Source organism: Enterobacter sp. Ap-1006 (genome assembly GCF_011752835.1).
Lineage (GTDB): Bacteria > Pseudomonadota > Gammaproteobacteria > Enterobacterales > Enterobacteriaceae > Cedecea.
Genome location: NZ_VWWU01000001.1, coordinates 185,850 through 202,358 on the forward strand (window position 1 = coordinate 185,850; position 16,509 = coordinate 202,358).

Annotated in this window: 15 protein-coding genes and 1 other annotated feature; of the genes, 11 read left to right on the top strand and 4 right to left on the bottom strand. The window is 56.5% G+C overall.

Annotated features, from left to right (window positions below; all coding sequences use genetic code 11):
- Positions 1 to 54: 54 nt before the first annotated feature.
- Positions 55 to 3,435: a mechanosensitive channel MscK gene (mscK, locus tag F3J28_RS00875; protein WP_166871838.1), complete on the top strand. Its 3,381-nt coding sequence runs from the start codon at positions 55 to 57 to the stop codon at positions 3,433 to 3,435.
- Here the strand turns inward: mscK and rsmS are convergent.
- Together rsmS and priC are read right to left on the bottom strand one after the other, a co-directional pair.
- Positions 3,432 to 3,599 (bottom strand): pleiotropic regulatory protein RsmS, encoded by a 168-nt coding sequence (gene rsmS / locus F3J28_RS00880; RefSeq protein WP_166871841.1) that lies wholly within the window; start codon positions 3,597 to 3,599, stop codon positions 3,432 to 3,434. The two genes, mscK and rsmS, sit on opposite strands and share 4 nt — an antisense overlap.
- Before the next feature lie 20 nt (positions 3,600 to 3,619).
- Positions 3,620 to 4,156 (bottom strand): primosomal replication protein PriC, encoded by a 537-nt coding sequence (gene priC / locus F3J28_RS00885; protein ID WP_166871845.1) that lies wholly within the window; start codon positions 4,154 to 4,156, stop codon positions 3,620 to 3,622.
- Between the two features lie 35 nt (positions 4,157 to 4,191).
- Between priC and F3J28_RS00890 the strand changes: the two genes are divergently transcribed.
- The 4 genes from F3J28_RS00890 (at position 4,192) to F3J28_RS00905 (ending at position 7,864) form a co-directional block, all read left to right on the top strand.
- Complete coding sequence (locus F3J28_RS00890) at positions 4,192 to 4,569, top strand: DUF454 family protein (RefSeq protein WP_166871848.1); 378 nt, start codon at positions 4,192 to 4,194, stop codon at positions 4,567 to 4,569.
- Between the two features lie 151 nt (positions 4,570 to 4,720).
- Positions 4,721 to 5,272 carry an adenine phosphoribosyltransferase gene (gene apt, locus F3J28_RS00895; protein WP_008460281.1) on the top strand — a complete coding sequence of 184 codons (552 nt, stop codon included), beginning with the start codon at positions 4,721 to 4,723 and terminating at the stop codon, positions 5,270 to 5,272.
- Positions 5,273 to 5,518: 246 nt separating this feature from the next.
- Entirely contained in the window at positions 5,519 to 7,447 is a 1,929-nt protein-coding gene (gene dnaX, locus F3J28_RS00900) for a DNA polymerase III subunit gamma/tau (RefSeq protein WP_166871851.1), read from the top strand.
- Positions 6,783 to 6,847 (top strand) — a sequence feature (DnaX frameshifting element). (Overlaps the previous gene by 65 nt.)
- A gap of 87 nt (positions 7,448 to 7,534) precedes the next feature.
- Entirely contained in the window at positions 7,535 to 7,864 is a 330-nt protein-coding gene (locus tag F3J28_RS00905; protein ID WP_008460260.1) for a YbaB/EbfC family nucleoid-associated protein, read from the top strand.
- Between the two features lie 40 nt (positions 7,865 to 7,904).
- On the opposite strand, the gene F3J28_RS00910 is transcribed toward F3J28_RS00905, so the two are convergent.
- Positions 7,905 to 8,810 (bottom strand): LysR family transcriptional regulator, encoded by a 906-nt coding sequence (locus F3J28_RS00910; protein WP_166871854.1) that lies wholly within the window; start codon positions 8,808 to 8,810, stop codon positions 7,905 to 7,907.
- Positions 8,811 to 8,918: 108 nt separating this feature from the next.
- Here F3J28_RS00910 and F3J28_RS00915 point away from each other — a divergent pair, with 108 nt between their 5' ends.
- The 3 genes from F3J28_RS00915 (at position 8,919) to htpG (ending at position 12,483) form a co-directional block, all read left to right on the top strand.
- On the top strand, positions 8,919 to 9,788 hold the full coding sequence (locus F3J28_RS00915) for a pirin family protein (RefSeq protein WP_166871857.1): 870 nt from the start codon (positions 8,919 to 8,921) through the stop codon (positions 9,786 to 9,788).
- 104 nt (positions 9,789 to 9,892) lie between these two features.
- Positions 9,893 to 10,498 carry a recombination mediator RecR gene (gene recR / locus F3J28_RS00920; protein ID WP_008460255.1) on the top strand — a complete coding sequence of 202 codons (606 nt, stop codon included), beginning with the start codon at positions 9,893 to 9,895 and terminating at the stop codon, positions 10,496 to 10,498.
- Positions 10,499 to 10,608: 110 nt separating this feature from the next.
- A complete protein-coding gene (gene htpG, locus F3J28_RS00925; RefSeq protein WP_166871860.1) occupies positions 10,609 to 12,483 on the top strand; it encodes a molecular chaperone HtpG in 1,875 nt (624 codons plus the stop codon).
- A 153-nt stretch (positions 12,484 to 12,636) separates the two neighbouring features.
- Here the strand turns inward: htpG and F3J28_RS00930 are convergent, their stop codons facing one another.
- On the bottom strand, positions 12,637 to 12,987 hold the full coding sequence (locus tag F3J28_RS00930; RefSeq protein WP_008460252.1) for a hypothetical protein: 351 nt from the start codon (positions 12,985 to 12,987) through the stop codon (positions 12,637 to 12,639).
- A gap of 401 nt (positions 12,988 to 13,388) precedes the next feature.
- Here F3J28_RS00930 and adk point away from each other — a divergent pair, with 401 nt between their 5' ends.
- The 3 genes from adk to F3J28_RS00945 all read left to right on the top strand — a co-directional run bounded on the left by adk (position 13,389) and on the right by F3J28_RS00945 (position 16,498).
- A complete protein-coding gene (gene adk / locus F3J28_RS00935; RefSeq protein ID WP_166871864.1) occupies positions 13,389 to 14,033 on the top strand; it encodes an adenylate kinase in 645 nt (214 codons plus the stop codon).
- Positions 14,034 to 14,167: 134 nt separating this feature from the next.
- A complete protein-coding gene (gene hemH, locus F3J28_RS00940) occupies positions 14,168 to 15,133 on the top strand; it encodes a ferrochelatase (protein WP_008460250.1) in 966 nt (321 codons plus the stop codon).
- Positions 15,134 to 15,193: 60 nt separating this feature from the next.
- A complete protein-coding gene (locus F3J28_RS00945; RefSeq protein ID WP_008460248.1) occupies positions 15,194 to 16,498 on the top strand; it encodes an inosine/guanosine kinase in 1,305 nt (434 codons plus the stop codon).
- Positions 16,499 to 16,509 lie beyond the last annotated feature (11 nt).

Genomic DNA, 16,509 nt, shown 5'->3' on the forward strand with positions numbered 1-16,509 from the left:
GGCCTTTTACTTTTAGCTGGCACTTATCATGCACAGCACCGTAATGACTCAACCATGACTACCCAGCCCAACGCTCTGTCGCGGACTTCCCGTTCCGCATTGATTCTTTTCCTGTTTTTGTGTGTTTCCGTCCTGCTGCCTTTTTCTGTGGCCCAGGCGGCGGCAGGCAATGGCGATTTGCCTACAAAGGCAGAGGTGCAGTCGCAGCTGGACTCGCTGAACAAGCAAAAAACGCTGACTCCGGACGATAAGCTTACCCAAAAAGATCTCACGGAAACGCTTGAGATGCTGGACAAGCTCGACCGCGTGAAGCAGGAAACGGCACAGCTTAAAACCACGGTTGCCCAGGCGCCGGACAAGCTAAAACAGGCCACCGACGCGCTGAATTCGCTGAGCACGCCAGCGGATGACGAAGCCACGCGTAAAACGCTGGGTTCGCTTTCCCTTCGCCAGCTGGAGGCCCGGTTGACCAGCGTGCTGGATCAGCTGCAGTCGGCAAACAACGACTTATCCACGCTGAACAGTCAGCTGGTGTCGCTGCAAACCCAGCCTGAGCGCGTGCAGAATGCCATGTACAGCGCCTCTCAGCAGCTTCTGCAGGTGCGTAACAGGCTGAACGGCACCACGCCGGGGGAAGCCACTCTCCGTCCAAGCCAGCAAAACTTGCTGCTGGTGCAGCAGGCGCTGTTGAATACCCAAATTGAACAGCAGCGGAAAAGCCTGGAAGGCAATACCGTTTTGCAGGATGCGCTGCAAAAACAGCGCGATTACACCAACGCCAATATCGGGCAGCTTGAGCACACGCTTCAGCTGCTGCAGGAAGCGGTTAACAGTAAACGCTTAACGCTGACGGAAAAAACGGCGCAGGAAGCCGTCACGCCGGACGACGCTGACGCCAGCGCGGTGCAGAACAATCCGCTGGTGCGTCAGGAGCTGGACGTTAACCACCAGCTCAGCCAGCGGCTGATCAACGCCACTCAAAGCGGAAATGAGCTGGTCCAGCGGAATATCCGCGTCAAAAACTGGCTCGATCGTGCGCTGCAGTCCGAGCGTAATCTGAAAGAACAAATCTCGGTGCTGAAGGGCAGCCTTTTGCTGTCGCGCATTCTTTATCAGCAGCAGCAAACGCTGCCGTCAGCCGACGACCTGGAAGACCTCACCAACCGCATCGCCGACCTGCGCCTGGAGCAGTTCGACATCAACCAGCAGCGTGATGCGCTGTTCCAAAGCGACAGCTACGTCGACAAGATTGTCGAAGGGCATAAAAACGAGGTTAACGACGAAGTTCACGACGCGCTGATGCAGGTGGTGGACATGCGTCGTGAGCTGCTGGACCAGCTCAACAAGCAGTTGGGCAACCAGCTGATGATGGCGATTAACCTGCAGATTAACCAACAGCAGCTGATGAGCGTCAGCAGCAGCCTGAAGAAAATGCTGACCCAGCAAATCTTCTGGGTGAACAGTAACAAACCGATGAACTGGGAGTGGATCAAATCCTTCCCGGGCGCGCTGCACGACCAAATCAAAGGCATGAAGCTGGATATCAGCTGGCACAAAGTGCTGGATGGGCTATTTATGTCGCTGTTCACCGCGCTGCCGTTGATGCTGCTGGCCGGGCTGCTGCGCTGGCGCTACAAGTGGATCGACAGGCAGCTGGCTAAGCTTGCCTCGGAGGTCGGGCAGCTGCGCACGGATACCCAGCTCAACACGCCTAAGGCGATTCTGCTCAACTTCCTGAAAGTGCTGCCGCTGACGATGGCCATTCTCTCGGTGGGGCTGGTATTGCTGTTTATGCAGCTCAATATCAGTGAGCTGCTGTGGGCGTTTGCCAAAGAGCTGGCGCTGTTCTGGCTGGTGTTTGGCATGGCCTGGCGCATTCTGAGCAGCCGCGGTCTGGCCGTGATCTGGTTTAACATGCCGGAGCACCTGACCCGTCATTATCGTCGCCAAATCGTGCGCATCAGCTTTGCTTTGCTGCCGCTGCTGTTCTGGTCTGTCGTCGGCGAGATGTCGCCGCTGAACCTGATGGACGATGTGCTCGGGCAGTTTATGATCTTCCTTAACCTGCTGCTGATCACCGCCCTGGTTATCCCGATGTGCCGCGACAACTGGCGGGATAAAGAGTCCCATCCGATGCGTCTGTTGACCATCACGGTGCTCTCCATTGTGCCGCTAGCGCTGCTGGTGCTGACGGCGACAGGCTATTTCTATACCACGCTGCGCCTGGCTAACCGCTGGATAGACACGGTTTACCTGGTGATTATCTGGAACCTGATTCACCAGACGGTGATCCGTGGCCTGAGCGTTGCGGCGCGCCGTATTGCCTACCGCCGTGCGCTGGCTCGCCGCCAGAATATGGTTAAAGAGGGGGCAGAGGGCGCAGAGCCGGTAGAAGAGCCGCCGCTGGCGCTGGATCAGATCAACCAGCAGACCATGCGTTTGACCATGCTGCTGATGTTCGCCCTGTTCGGCGTGGTGTTCTACGCCATCTGGTCGGATTTAATTACCGTCTTTGCCTATCTCGACAGCATCGTGCTGTGGCATTACACCGGCAGCGAAGCCGGCGCCGCGGTGATGAAAAACGTTACGATGGGCAGCATCTTGTTCGCGATAGTGGCGACTATGGTCGCCTGGGCGCTGATTCGAAACTTGCCGGGCCTGCTGGAAGTGCTGGTTCTGTCGCGGCTGAAAATGCGCCAGGGCGCCTCTTACGCCATTACGACCATCCTCAACTACGCCATTATCGTGATTGGAGCGATGACGGTGTTTGGCTCGCTGGGCGTGTCGTGGGACAAACTTCAGTGGCTGGCGGCGGCACTGTCGGTGGGCCTGGGCTTTGGTTTGCAAGAGATCTTCGGTAACTTCGTTTCCGGCCTGATCATCCTGTTTGAACGCCCGGTCCGCATCGGCGATACCGTTACCATCGGGACATTCTCCGGTAGCGTCAGTAAGATCCGCATCCGTGCGACGACAATCACCGACTTTGACCGTAAAGAAGTGATCATTCCGAACAAAGCGTTTGTGACCGAACGACTGATCAACTGGTCGCTGACGGACACGATCACCCGCGTGGTGATCAAGCTCGGCGTGGCGTATGGATCCGATCTCGATAAAGTGAAAGCGATCTTGCTGAAGGCCGCGATGGAACATCCGAGGGTGATGCACGACCCGGAACCGGCGGTGTACTTCACCACGTTTGGCGCCAGCACGCTTGACCATGAGCTGCGTCTGTATGTCCGTGAGCTACGCGACCGCAGCATTACCGTGGATGAGCTGAACCGCGCCATTGACAGACTGTGCCGTGAAAACAATATCAACATCGCCTTCAACCAGCTTGAAGTGCATCTGCACAATGAAAAAGGCGATGAACTGACGGAAGTGAAGCGTGATTTGGGCAAAAACGGCGGTCTGCTGCCGCCGACCAGCCAGCCTTAGTCGCCGGCGGGAGGCGTTTGTGCTTCCAGCTGTTTACGCAGAAAATCCTGACGGACAATGTCCAGCGCCGCGAGGGCGGTGTCCGTTGGGATCTGGTGCTGCTCCAGCAGCATGATTAAATCGACGGCCAGTTTGACCTCGTCCGGGGCGTTATCCAGCGACATTCCTGCTCCTTAGTTGGGGGTTAACTCAGCCCGCGCTCGCGTCTTTCAATGGCTTTCTCTATGCGGGTCAAGGCCTGACGGCAGCGCTGCAGGCGGCCTTCCAGCGCGGCCAGTTCTCGCTGAAGCTTTTGCTGGCCAGCAAGCGTGGTTTGCAGGGAAAGCTGGCTGTCGCGATCGCTCACCATTGCCAGCAGCCTGCGTTCGTAATCCTGATGGGTGGCCAGTTTTTCGTACAGATTTTCCTGCACCTTTTGCTGAGGCTCGCTTTGGCGTAAATGCGCTGTGGCCAATTCCCGCTGTAGCGCGGCGATCTGCGCCACCAGCTTTTCTGCGATAAACGCCACCTGCTCTGTTTTACCGTGGCTGACGCTAAGCTGAAGTTGGGCGAGATTAGCCTGAGCTTCCTGGAGATAATCTTTCAGCTGCGTGCTGTGGGTATGGAAAAGCTTGCGGTCGAAGCGCGCCTGGCTTGCCCGAAGCAGGGCGACCGGCTCAACGGCGGCGGCCAGCTCGGCGACCCGGGTTTCCAGGGCTTGTAACAGCGAAGCGGTTTTCACAGAATGGCTCTCCAGGGATTGTCAGAGGTTACAGCATGAAGCGTCTTATTCTACTCATCATCGGCTGGCTGGCGGTAGTGCTTGCGACGCTGGGCGTGATATTACCGCTGTTGCCGACCACGCCATTTTTGCTGCTGGCCGCGTGGTGTTTTGCCCGCTCGTCGCCGCGTTTTCACCACTGGCTGCTGTACCGTTCGTGGTTTGGCAGCTATCTGCGGCACTGGCAAACGCACCGCGCGATGCCCCGGGGCGCAAAGCCAAAAGCTATCCTGTTTATTCTCGTCACCTTCGCGCTTTCGCTATGGCTGGTGAAGATAGTGTGGGTTAGAATTTTGCTGCTGGTGATACTTTGTGCGCTGTTGATCTTTATGTGGCGCATTCCGGTGGTTGATGAAGCGCAACAAAAGCGATAAACCGCAGCAGAAGCTGTTGCAATTGTCGCGTCCAGCCAGTAAATTCGAGCGTTTTCGAGCACGGGTACAGCTGGTTAACCGTTAACCAGTGGTTCACATTTGAACCCACAGGTACTCTGTTTAGTATCATGTTTTTAGCAGGCATAAACCGATGACCGCGACTGCGCAGCAGCTTGAATATCTCAAAAACAGCATTAAAAGCGTTCCTGATTACCCAAAACCAGGAATTCTGTTCCGTGACGTGACCAGCTTGCTGGAAGATCCGAAAGCATATGCCACCAGCATTGCGCTGTTAGTTTCTCGTTTCAAAGACGCCGGTATCACCAAAGTGGTGGGCACCGAGGCACGTGGCTTCCTGTTTGGCGCCCCGGTTGCGCTGGAGCTGGGCGTTGGGTTCATTCCCGTGCGCAAACCTCGTAAGCTGCCGCGCGAAACCATCGCCGAAAGCTACGAGCTGGAATACGGCACCGATAGCCTTGAAATCCACGTAGATGCCATCAAACCGGGCGATAAAGTGCTGGTCGTGGACGATCTGCTGGCTACCGGCGGGACCATTGAAGCGACGGTGAAACTGATTCGCCGCCTCGGTGGGGAAGTGACTGATGCCGCTTTCGTTATCAACCTGTTTGACCTCGGTGGCGAGCAGCGTCTGGAAAACATGGGCGTGAAAAGCTTCTGCCTGGTGCCATTCCCGGGCCATTAAGCTTCTTCGAGCTACAGGCCTCGCCCAGCGGGCGGGGCTTTAGTTTAGAGACAAACGCCCAAAAAACGTGGTTTTTAGGCGTTTGGGCAAGTCAAAAGTTCATATCCTTTGCTTTTTTGAGGCGAAGAGAATGCTTTTAAAGCGTCAATATCCAGTCAGATATCACAAGCCTCGCCCAGCGGGCGGGGCTTATGTTAGCATTACCTTCTCGATTCCCCTTTCCCGCGAACCAGAGCCTAACTCCAGATGAGCTACCAGGTCTTAGCCCGCAAATGGCGCCCCCAAACTTTTGCTGATGTTGTCGGCCAGCAACACGTACTGACCGCGCTGGCTAATGGTTTGTCGCTGGGCCGCATCCACCATGCGTATCTTTTTTCCGGCACGCGTGGGGTGGGGAAAACCTCAATCGCCCGTCTGCTGGCGAAAGGGCTGAATTGCGAAACCGGTATTACCGCGACCCCTTGTGGCGTCTGCGATAACTGCCGTGAAATAGAACAGGGCCGCTTTGTCGACCTGATTGAGATAGACGCCGCCTCGCGCACCAAAGTAGAAGACACTCGCGATCTGCTGGACAACGTGCAGTACGCCCCCGCGCGTGGCCGCTTTAAAGTCTACCTTATTGACGAAGTGCACATGCTCTCGCGCCACAGCTTTAACGCGCTGCTTAAGACGCTGGAAGAGCCGCCTCCGCACGTAAAATTCCTGCTGGCCACCACCGATCCGCAAAAGCTGCCGGTGACCATTCTTTCTCGCTGCCTGCAATTCCACCTGAAAGCGCTGGACGTCGAACAGATCCGCCATCAGTTGGAGCATATTCTTGGTGAAGAGAAGGTCGTGAGCGAGCCCCGCGCGCTGCAGCTGTTAGCCCGCGCGGCGGACGGCAGCCTGCGTGATGCGCTGAGCCTCACCGACCAGGCGATTGCCAGCGGCGACGGGCAGGTCACCACCGCCGCCGTCAGCGCTATGCTCGGCACGCTGGATGATGACCAGGCGCTGTCGCTGATTGAAGCTGTCGTCCAGGCTGACGGCCAGCGAGTCATGGCCTTGCTGAACGATGCGGCCGCGCGCGGCGTGGAGTGGGAAGCACTGCTGGTAGAAATGTCCGCGCTGCTGCACCGCGTGGCGATGGTTCAGCTTTCTCCGTCTGCCCTTGGCAGCGATATGGCAGCCATCGAACAGCGCATGCGAGAGCTTGCCCGCGTTGTTCCTCCGGCCGACGTGCAGATTTATTACCAGACATTGCTGATTGGCCGCAAAGAGCTGCCGTGGGCGCCGGATCGCCGTATGGGCGTAGAAATGACGCTGCTGCGCGCGCTGGCTTTCCATCCGCGCAAGCCGCTGCCTGAGCCGGAAGTACCTCGCCAGGCGGCAAGCATTCCCGTGATTAACCCGGTTTCACACCAGCCAGCGGTAAGGCAGCAGCAGGCGGCACCGCCGCCGGACAGGGAAGCCCCTCCGCTGCCGGATGCCACCAGCCAGATCCTCCAGGCGCGCAGCCAACTGATGCGCCAGCAGGAGGCTGATAAAGCAAAAAAGAATGAGCCGGCAGCGCAACGACTAGCGCGGCCGGCAAAAAGCTCCGCGCTGGAACGTTTGGCCTCGGTGACCGAACGCGTTCAGGCGCGCCCTGCGCCGACGGCGCTGGAAAAACCAGCGAAGCCTGAAGCCTATCGCTGGAAGGCACAAAATCCGACGGAAGTCGCCCCTGAGCCGGTCGCTACGCCCAAGGCGCTGAAAAAAGCGCTTGAGCATGAAAAAACGCCGGAGCTGGCGCAGAAGCTGGCCGAAGAGGCTATCGAGCGCGATGAATGGGCGGCGGAAATCAATCAACTGGTGCTGCCAAAGCTGGTGCAACAGCTGGCGCTTAACGCCTGGAAAGAGGTGGACGGGAACCGGGTTTGCCTGCATTTGCGTCCTGGCCAGCGCCACCTGAATTCGCCATCGGCGCAAAAAACGCTGTCAGATGCCCTGAGTTCGCACCATGGCGAAGCGATAGAACTGACTATTATTGAAGATGATAATCTGGCTCGCCGCACGCCGCTGGAGTGGCGTCAGGCTATCTACGAAAAGAAGCTGGCGCAGGCGCGCGAGGCGATGAGCAACGACAGCAATATTCAGACTCTGCAAAGGTTCTTTGATGCAGAGCTGGATGAAGATAGTATTCGCCCTGTTTGATATGCCTCGCCTGGCGCGGCATAGTGTGAAACCCTGATAGCCACTCTCGCATTCTGTGAGGGCTGGCCCGATGAAAGAGAGAAGATTATGTTTGGAAAAGGCGGTCTGGGTAACCTGATGAAGCAGGCCCAGCAGATGCAGGAAAAAATGGCCCAGGCTCAGGAAGAAATCGCCAACATGGAAGTCACCGGCGAGTCCGGCGCGGGCCTGGTGAAAGTCACCATCAACGGGGCGCACAACTGCCGCCGTGTCGAAATCGACCCAAGCCTGATGGAAGATGACAAAGAAATGGTTGAAGACCTGGTTGCCGCAGCCTTCAACGATGCCGCTCGCCGTATCGGCGAAGCGCAGAAAGAAAAAATGGCTGGGGTGTCCAACGGCATGCAGTTGCCACCGGGCTTCAAAATGCCATTCTGATGCTTTTCCGCCTTCTCCCGCCCGGGAGAAGGCCGTTTTCTTACTCCTCGTCCAGCGCCTGATAGCTCTCCGCCAGAAAATCAATCAACGCCCGCACCGCCGGTAACTGCCCTCGTCGTGAAGGGAAGACCGCATGCACGATCTCCATTCTTGCTCGCCATTCTGGCAACACGTGAACCAGCTTGCCCTGCGCCAGCGCGTCGTTAAGCATCAGCTTCGGGAGCTGCACGACGCCAATCCCGTTCAGCGCCGCGGTACGCAGCGCGATCATATCCGTCGTCACATAGCGGGGCTTGTGGTGAACAATCACCTCCTGCTGTTCCGGGCCAAACAGGCACCAGCGATAAGTTTGCTGCGGCCTGTCCAGCGCCAGGCTTGGCCAGTGGGCGAGATCTGTAGGTGCCGCAGGCATGCCCTGGCGGGCGACCAGATCGGGGCTGGCGACCAGGCACATGCTGCGGGTGGCCAGCTTGCGCATCACCAGGTCGCTGTCTTCCAGCGGCAAAGGGCGCACGCGAATAGCTAAATCAACGTTTTCATTCAGTACGTCCACGCGGCGGTTGGTTTCCTCAAGCTGAATCACAATCTGCGGATAAAGCTGCATAAAGCGCGCCAGCATATCGCCGACGTGGACATGCAGCAGCGCTATCGGGCAGGTGAGGCGGATCAGCCCTCGCGGCTCTGACTTGAGCGTGTCGATGGCTTCCTGCGCAGCTTCCGCTTCAATCATCATTGCCTTGCAGTGGCGGTAGAAAATCTGCCCGGCTTCGGTGACCGTGAAGCTCCGCGTCGAGCGCTGCAGCAGGCGGGTTTCAAGCCGCTCTTCCAGCAGCGCAATGCGGCGGCTCAGGCGGGACTTTGGAATGTCGATAACCCGGCTGGCGGGGGAAAAACCGCCGTGGTCTACCACCTGCACGAAGTACCACAGATCGTTTAGGTCCTGCATTTCTATTGTCCTGATTATGGAACACTGAGTCCATTTTAGCACTCTACCGGGCTGAGCGTCTGACGAGTAAGCTTTATCCCATCAGAAACAATCCTTGTGGAGAGAATCATGAAATCAATTCTTGGCGTCTACACCGCACCGGCTTCCCATTGGGTGGGGGATGGCTTCCCGGTTCGGTCGCTGTTTTCGTACTCAAAATTTGCCGAGCAGCTTAGCCCGTTCCTGCTGCTGGACTACGCGGGCCCGGCGGAATTTAAGCCGAGCAATAAAGGCCAGCGCGGAGTGGATCAGCACCCGCATCGCGGCTTTGAAACCGTGACCATCGTCTACAAAGGCGAAGTGGCGCATCGCGATAACGCGGGTAACGGCGACGTGATTGGCCCGGGCGACGTGCAGTGGATGACCGCCGGGAGCGGCATCCTTCACGAGGAATACCATTCTCCGGCATTCAGCGAAGCGGGCGGCAGCCTGGAAATGGTGCAGCTGTGGGTTAACCTGCCTGCCAAAGACAAAATGACCGCGCCTGACTATCAGCCGATTACCGACGGCGATATTCCGGTGGTCGATTTGCCGGACAATGCCGGTAAGGTTCGCGTGATTGCCGGTGAGTTTGACGGAACCAAAGGCCCGGCCAGGACCTTCTCGCCAATCAGCATTTGGGATTTGCGCCTGAACCCACAAGGCGTTACGCAGTTGGCGGTGAAAGACGGCTGGAACACGGCGCTGGTGGTGTTGAAAGGCACGGTGCTGGTCAACGGTGAAGAGGTGGCGCGTGAAGCACAGCTGGTAGTGCTGGATGCCAAAGGCGAAAGCGTGACCCTCGAAGCCAATAATGACGCGGTGGTACTGCTGCTCAGCGGTGAGCCATTGAATGAGCCTGTGGTTGGCCACGGCCCGTTCGTGATGAACACCAAAGAGGAAATTCATCAGGCTATCGATGATTTTAACCAGGGCCGTTTCGGCAAAGACATCGCGTAAACTTTATCCCCCGGCGAGCCTTCGCGCGGGGGATATCTTTTCCTATACCCATCCGCGGGGCTAATGTTAGGCTATAGCCCACTTTTTTCTCACAAGCCCGAGCGATGCAAACCAGTCCTTTACTCTCAGCCCTTATGGAATCCCTGCGCTGCCTGCCCGGCGTTGGCCCGAAATCCGCCCAGCGTATGGCGTTTGCCCTGCTGCAGCGCGACCGCAGCGGCGGCATGCGTCTGGCTCAGGCGCTGACCCGCGCCATGTCCGAGATTGGCCACTGTGCGGATTGCCGTACCTTTACCGAGCAGGAAGTTTGCTCCATTTGCTCCAATCCACGTCGCCAGGAAAACGGCCAGATTTGCGTGGTGGAGAGCCCGGCGGATATTCACGCCATCGAGCAAACCGGCCAGTTTTCAGGCCGCTACTTTGTCTTAATGGGGCACCTCTCGCCGCTGGACGGCATTGGCCCGAACGATATTGGACTGGATCGCCTTGAGCAGCGCCTTGCCAGCGAGCCGATGAAAGAAGTTATTCTTGCCACTAATCCGACGGTAGAAGGCGAAGCCACGGCGAACTACATTGCCGAGCTGTGCGCGCAGTACGGCGTTGAAGCCAGCCGTATCGCCCACGGGGTGCCGGTGGGCGGCGAGCTGGAAATGGTGGATGGCACCACGCTTTCACACTCGCTGCTGGGTCGCCATAAGATTAATTTTTAATCGGTTGGGGGAGGTTTTTGCCTCCTCCAGCTTGAAAAGGCACAAATCGCTACCATATCCCCCTCAACGTTTTCTTCATCCCGTATGATTTTGTTGAGGTATCAATGACCATGAAAGGACAAGAGACCCGCGGTTTTCAGTCAGAGGTAAAACAGCTTCTGCACCTGATGATCCATTCTCTCTATTCAAACAAAGAAATCTTCCTGCGTGAGCTGATCTCCAACGCCTCCGATGCGGCAGACAAGCTGCGCTTCCGCGCCCTGTCTAACGCCAGCCTTTACGAAGGTGACGGTGAACTGCGCGTTCGTGTCTCTTTTAACAAAGACAACCGTACCCTGACTATTGCCGATAACGGCATCGGCATGACCCGTGATGAAGTTATCGATCATCTGGGCACCATTGCTAAATCCGGCACCAAGGCTTTCCTCGAGTCCATGGGTTCTGACCAGGCGAAAGACAGCCAGCTTATCGGCCAGTTCGGCGTCGGCTTCTATTCTGCGTTTATCGTGGCGGACAAAGTCACCGTTCGCACTCGCGCTGCCGGTGCCAGCGCGGAGCAGGGCGTGTTCTGGGAATCTGAAGGCGCGGGTGAATACACCGTGGCCGACATTGAGAAAGTCGATCGTGGTACCGAAATCACGCTGCATCTGCGTGAAGGCGAAGATGAGTTCCTCGACGACTGGCGAGTTCGCTCCATCATCAGCAAATATTCTGACCACATCGCTCTGCCGGTTGAGATTGAACAGCAGGAAGAAAAAGACGGTGAAACCATCGTTAGCTGGGAAAAAATCAACAAAGCTCAGGCGCTGTGGACCCGCAGCAAATCCGAAGTTAGCGATGACGAATACAAAGAGTTCTACAAGCACATCGCCCACGACTTTACCGACCCGCTGGCCTGGAGCCACAACCGCGTAGAAGGGAAGCAGGAGTACACCAGCCTGCTGTACATCCCTGCACAGGCTCCGTGGGATATGTGGAACCGTGACCACAAACACGGGCTGAAACTCTACGTGCAGCGCGTGTTTATCATGGACGATGCCGAGCAGTTCATGCCGAACTACCTGCGCTTCGTGCGTGGCCTGATAGATTCTAACGATCTGCCGCTGAACGTTTCCCGTGAAATCCTGCAGGACAGCCGCGTGACCCAGAACCTGCGCAGCGCGCTGACCAAACGTGTGCTGCAGATGCTGGACAAGCTGGCGAAAGACGATGCTGAGAAATACCAGACCTTCTGGAAAAACTTTGGCCTGGTGTTGAAAGAAGGCCCGGCGGAAGATAACGCGAACCAGGAGGCTATCGCTAAACTGCTGCGCTTCGCGACCACGCACAACGACTCCTCGGCACAGACCGTGTCGCTGGAAGAGTATGTCTCCCGCATGAAAGAAGGTCAGGAGAAGATCTACTACATCACCGCAGACAGCTACGCGGCGGCGAAGAGCAGCCCGCATCTGGAACTGCTGCGTAAGAAAGGCATCGAGGTTCTGCTGCTTTCCGATCGCATCGATGAGTGGATGATGAGCTACCTGACCGAATTCGACGGGAAAGCATTCCAGTCAGTCAGCAAGACGGATGAATCGCTGGATAAGCTGACGGACGAAGAGACCGAAGAAGCGAAAGAAGCTGAGAAGGCGCTGGAGCCGTTCGTGGACCGCGTGAAAACCCTGCTGGGCGAGCGAGTGAAGGAAGTGCGTCTGACGCATCGCCTGACCGATACCCCGGCGATCGTCACCACCGACAGCAACGACATGAGCACCCAGATGGCGAAACTGTTTGCCGCTGCGGGCCAGGAAGTGCCGGAAGTGAAGTACATCTTCGAGCTTAACCCGGAGCATGCACTGGTGAAACGCGCTGCGGATACGCAGGATGACGCGCAGTTTAGCGAGTGGGTTGAGTTGCTGCTTGACCAGGCGCTGTTAGCTGAGCGCGGCCAGCTGGAAGATCCTAACCAGTTCATCCGCCGCATGAACCAGCTGCTGGTTTCTTAAGTCCGATTGATTATCTGACAAAACCACCTGTATAGACAGGTGGTTTTTTTTCACTAAAATATTCAGGGACAGTAACTGCAGAAAATTTCATGCTTTAAAAAGTAAGGTTATTTTTCTGTCGGAATACGGGCTATGGATGTTGAATTTCAGATATTACAGCCACTTTATTTTGCTTTCCCAACCTTTCAGTTCCATGCACTGATTAAATAACCGGTCCCGGCTTTCGCTATTCACGTCCATCACATAGCTTTCAATTTCTGGCTTTTTTACCGCCCGGGTTTTCTCGCCATCACACTCATCTTTTTTAGTACAGGCTTCGTAGTAAGTGGTGTACTTAGTACGCTGTGCAACCTCATTCCTTACCGGAAAAGCCTGCTGGGACTGGGTTTCACAGTCTCCTCGTGCGCTGGTGTACTCCTGCGCGTTACTGCGGGTTTTTACCCACTGAGATGTGCACCCGCTTAGCAGCAAACAACAGATAATGGCAATTAAGGGCTTATTCATGGCGGGCGCTCTTCCTTTTAGCAAAATAGATCTCCTGGTTAACAGCCTGACGCCAAACAGCGTCGGCAGGCTGTGTTGGCCGTCATTATAATTGTTGTACATAAACCTAATCTATATAGCGGGCCTTTTTCAGCCAGCCTGACGGTTCATAAATTACCAGACGAAGACCTTATTATTCCTTGGTGATATAAGGGATAAGTCAGCTGCTATAAAAATAAAAATGCTCCCTGGCTGAACCGATTCTGGCTTCAGTCAGGGGCGAAAAGTGGTCGGGATTCAGGCGGAATCGAGGCTCGGGGCTTCAGCCTGAGCGCCTCCCTTCCTTGTGATGATACCGCCTTTAGTGGTATGGTTTTCGCCTCAAATTCGATTGAATAATTAAATGTATGGGGAATTACGCAATGCGTATCATTCTGCTCGGCGCGCCGGGCGCAGGTAAAGGGACTCAGGCTCAGTTCATCATGGAGAAATACGGCATTCCGCAAATCTCCACCGGTGATATGCTGCGTGCTGCGGTTAAATCTGGTTCAGAACTGGGTAAACAGGCCAAAGATATCATGGATGCTGGCAAACTGGTGACCGATGAGCTGGTTATCGCCCTGGTTAAAGAGCGCATTGCGCAGGAAGACTGCCGTAACGGTTTCCTGCTGGACGGTTTCCCACGCACTATCCCGCAGGCAGACGCCATGAAAGAAGCGGGCATCAAGGTTGACTTCGTGCTGGAGTTCGACGTACCTGACGAGTTGATCGTTGACCGCATCGTAGGGCGCCGCGTGCACGCTGCTTCCGGCCGCGTTTATCACATCAAATTCAACCCGCCTAAGGTTGAAGGTAAGGACGACGTGACCGGCGAAGAGCTGACTACCCGTAAAGACGATCAGGAAGAAACCGTGCGTAAACGCCTGGTGGAATACCATCAGATGACCGCGCCGCTGATCGGCTACTACTCTAAAGAAGCGCAGGCGGGTAATACCCAATACGCTAAAGTTGACGGCACCCAGGCCGTGTCTGACGTGCGCGCTGAACTGGAAAAAATCCTCGGATAATTTCCCGCAGCGGCAAAAAATACCAGGGCATGCCCTGGTATTTTTTTGCCCCTATTTTCCCCTTTCACTGTAATCGGTTCTCGTTTCGCTCTTTTACGTTACAATTGACGGCAATTTACAGATAAGGGGTGGGAATGAATCAGGAAAAAATTGGCATCTTACTGGCTAACCTTGGTACGCCGAGCGCCCCGACGCCGGCGGCGGTCAACCGCTATCTTCGTCAGTTCCTGAGCGATAAGCGCGTGGTGGATACGCCCCGCCTGCTTTGGTGGCCGCTGCTGCGCGGCGTCATTCTGCCGATCCGTTCACCGCGTGTCGCCAAACTCTATCAGTCCATCTGGATGGAAGAGGGCTCGCCCTTGATGGTATACAGCCGTCGGCAGGAAAAAGCGCTGGCGCAGCAGCTGCCGGACACGCCGGTTGCGCTGGGGATGAGCTACGGCGAACCGTCGCTCAAAAGCGCCGTGGACGACCTCCTGGCGCAGAACGTGACGCACATTGTGGTGCTGCCGCTTTATCCGCAGTTTTCCTGCTCAACCGTGGCGGCGGTATGGGACGAGCTGGGGCGAATCTTTGCCGATTACCGCAGTCTGCCTTCTATTTCCCTGATTCGCGACTACGCGACAGAGCCGGCTTACATCAACGCGCTGGCGGCCTCGGTCAAACGCTCTTTTGCCGAACACGGCGAGCCGGACGTGCTACTGCTCTCTTATCACGGCATTCCGCAGCGCTACGCGAATGAAGGCGATGATTACCCGCAGCGCTGCCGCGACACCACCCGCGAACTGCTGAGCGCCCTTGAGCTGCCGCCGGAAAAAGTGATGATGACCTACCAGTCCCGCTTTGGCCGCGAACCCTGGCTGATGCCGTACACCGACGAAACGTTGAAAATGCTGGCCGAAAAGGGCGTGAAGCATATTCAGGTGATGTGCCCGGGGTTCTCCGCTGACTGCCTGGAAACGCTGGAAGAGATGGCGGTCCAGAACCGGGAAGTGTTTATCGAGGCGGGCGGGACGAAATACGAGTACATTCCGGCGCTGAATGACGATCCGGCCCATATCGCGATGATGATGAATCTGGTGGAGCGGTATCGCAAATAGAAACCTGAGGCGGGGAATGCTACTATTCTCCGCCTTATTATCCAGCCCCGTAACGACACCATGAAATTTCCCGGTAAACGCAAATCCAAACACTACTTCCCCGTCAGCGCCCGCGACCCGCTCTTACAGCAAACTCAGCCTGAAGCAGAAAGCGGCTCTTCCTGGGTGGTCGGCATCGACCAAACGCTGGTCGACATTGAAGCCAAAGTGGACGATGAGTTTGTACAGCGCTACGGGCTGAGTTTTGGCCATTCTCTGGTGATTGAGGATGATGTGGCCGACGCGCTCTACAAAGAGCTGGTCGACAACAACCTGATTACCCACCAGTTTGCCGGGGGCACCATCGGCAACACCATGCACAATTACTCGGTGCTGGCCGATGACCGCTCGGTGCTGCTCGGCGTGATGTGCCGCAATGTCGAGATTGGCAGCTACGCTTACCGCTACCTCTGCAATACCTCCAGCCGGACCGACCTTAACTATTTGCAGGGCGTTGATGGCCCGATTGGCCGTTGCTTTACGCTGATTGGCGACCAGGGCGAGCGTACTTTTGCCATCAGCCCGGGCCACATGAACCAGCTACGTGCGGATAGCATTCCGGAAGAAGTGATTGCCGGGGCATCCGCGCTGGTGCTGACCTCTTATCTGGTGCGCTGCAAGCCGGGCGAACCGATGCCGGAGGCCACTATGCAGGCGATTGCCTGGGCGAAGAAACACAACGTGCCGGTGGTACTGACTCTGGGCACCAAATACGTGATTGCCGAAAACCCGACCTGGTGGCAGGCCTTCCTGAGTGAGCACGTTTCGATCCTGGCAATGAACGAAGAAGAGGGTGAAGCGCTAACCGGTGAAAGCGATCCGCTGCTGGCCGCCGACAAGGCCCTGGACTGGGTTGACCTGGTGCTTTGCACCGCCGGGCCGGTAGGCCTTTATATGGCGGGTTATACCGAAGAGACCGCGAAGCGTAAAACACAGCACCCACTTCTGCCTGGTGCGATTGCCGAATTTAACCAGTTCGAATTTAGCCGCGCGATGCGCCTGAAAGACTGTGCTGAGCCGCTGCGAATCTACTCCCACATCGCGCCATACATGGGTGGCCCGGAGAAGATCATGAACACCAACGGCGCGGGAGACGGGGCGCTTGCGGCGCTGTTGCACGATATCACTGCGAACAATTACCACCGCAGTAACGTGCCGAATTCAAGCAAACACAAGCTGACCTGGCTGACTTATTCCTCGCTGGCCCAGGTATGCAAATACGCCAACCGCGTGAGCTATCAGGTTCTGAACCAGCATTCTCCGCGCCTGACGCGCGGCCTGCCTGAGCGGGAAGACAGCCTCGAAGAGTCTTACTGGGAACGTTAAGCTGAAAAGCT

What these genes read in the sequence shown, in the direction of transcription:
- hemH (WP_008460250.1), top strand. Translation starts at nt 14,168, where the DNA reads ATGAATCAGGAAAAAATTGGCATCTTACTGGCTAACCTTGGTACGCCG.
- htpG (WP_166871860.1), top strand. Translation starts at nt 10,609, where the DNA reads ATGAAAGGACAAGAGACCCGCGGTTTTCAGTCAGAGGTAAAACAGCTT.
- F3J28_RS00930 (WP_008460252.1), bottom strand. Translation starts at nt 12,987, where the DNA reads ATGAATAAGCCCTTAATTGCCATTATCTGTTGTTTGCTGCTAAGCGGG.
- adk (WP_166871864.1), top strand. Translation starts at nt 13,389, where the DNA reads ATGCGTATCATTCTGCTCGGCGCGCCGGGCGCAGGTAAAGGGACTCAG.
- F3J28_RS00945 (WP_008460248.1), top strand. Translation starts at nt 15,194, where the DNA reads ATGAAATTTCCCGGTAAACGCAAATCCAAACACTACTTCCCCGTCAGC.
- F3J28_RS00910 (WP_166871854.1), bottom strand. Translation starts at nt 8,810, where the DNA reads ATGCAGGACCTAAACGATCTGTGGTACTTCGTGCAGGTGGTAGACCAC.
- F3J28_RS00905 (WP_008460260.1), top strand. Translation starts at nt 7,535, where the DNA reads ATGTTTGGAAAAGGCGGTCTGGGTAACCTGATGAAGCAGGCCCAGCAG.
- dnaX (WP_166871851.1), top strand. Translation starts at nt 5,519, where the DNA reads ATGAGCTACCAGGTCTTAGCCCGCAAATGGCGCCCCCAAACTTTTGCT.
- F3J28_RS00890 (WP_166871848.1), top strand. Translation starts at nt 4,192, where the DNA reads ATGAAGCGTCTTATTCTACTCATCATCGGCTGGCTGGCGGTAGTGCTT.
- apt (WP_008460281.1), top strand. Translation starts at nt 4,721, where the DNA reads ATGACCGCGACTGCGCAGCAGCTTGAATATCTCAAAAACAGCATTAAA.
- rsmS (WP_166871841.1), bottom strand. Translation starts at nt 3,599, where the DNA reads ATGTCGCTGGATAACGCCCCGGACGAGGTCAAACTGGCCGTCGATTTA.
- mscK (WP_166871838.1), top strand. Translation starts at nt 55, where the DNA reads ATGACTACCCAGCCCAACGCTCTGTCGCGGACTTCCCGTTCCGCATTG.
- recR (WP_008460255.1), top strand. Translation starts at nt 9,893, where the DNA reads ATGCAAACCAGTCCTTTACTCTCAGCCCTTATGGAATCCCTGCGCTGC.
- F3J28_RS00915 (WP_166871857.1), top strand. Translation starts at nt 8,919, where the DNA reads ATGAAATCAATTCTTGGCGTCTACACCGCACCGGCTTCCCATTGGGTG.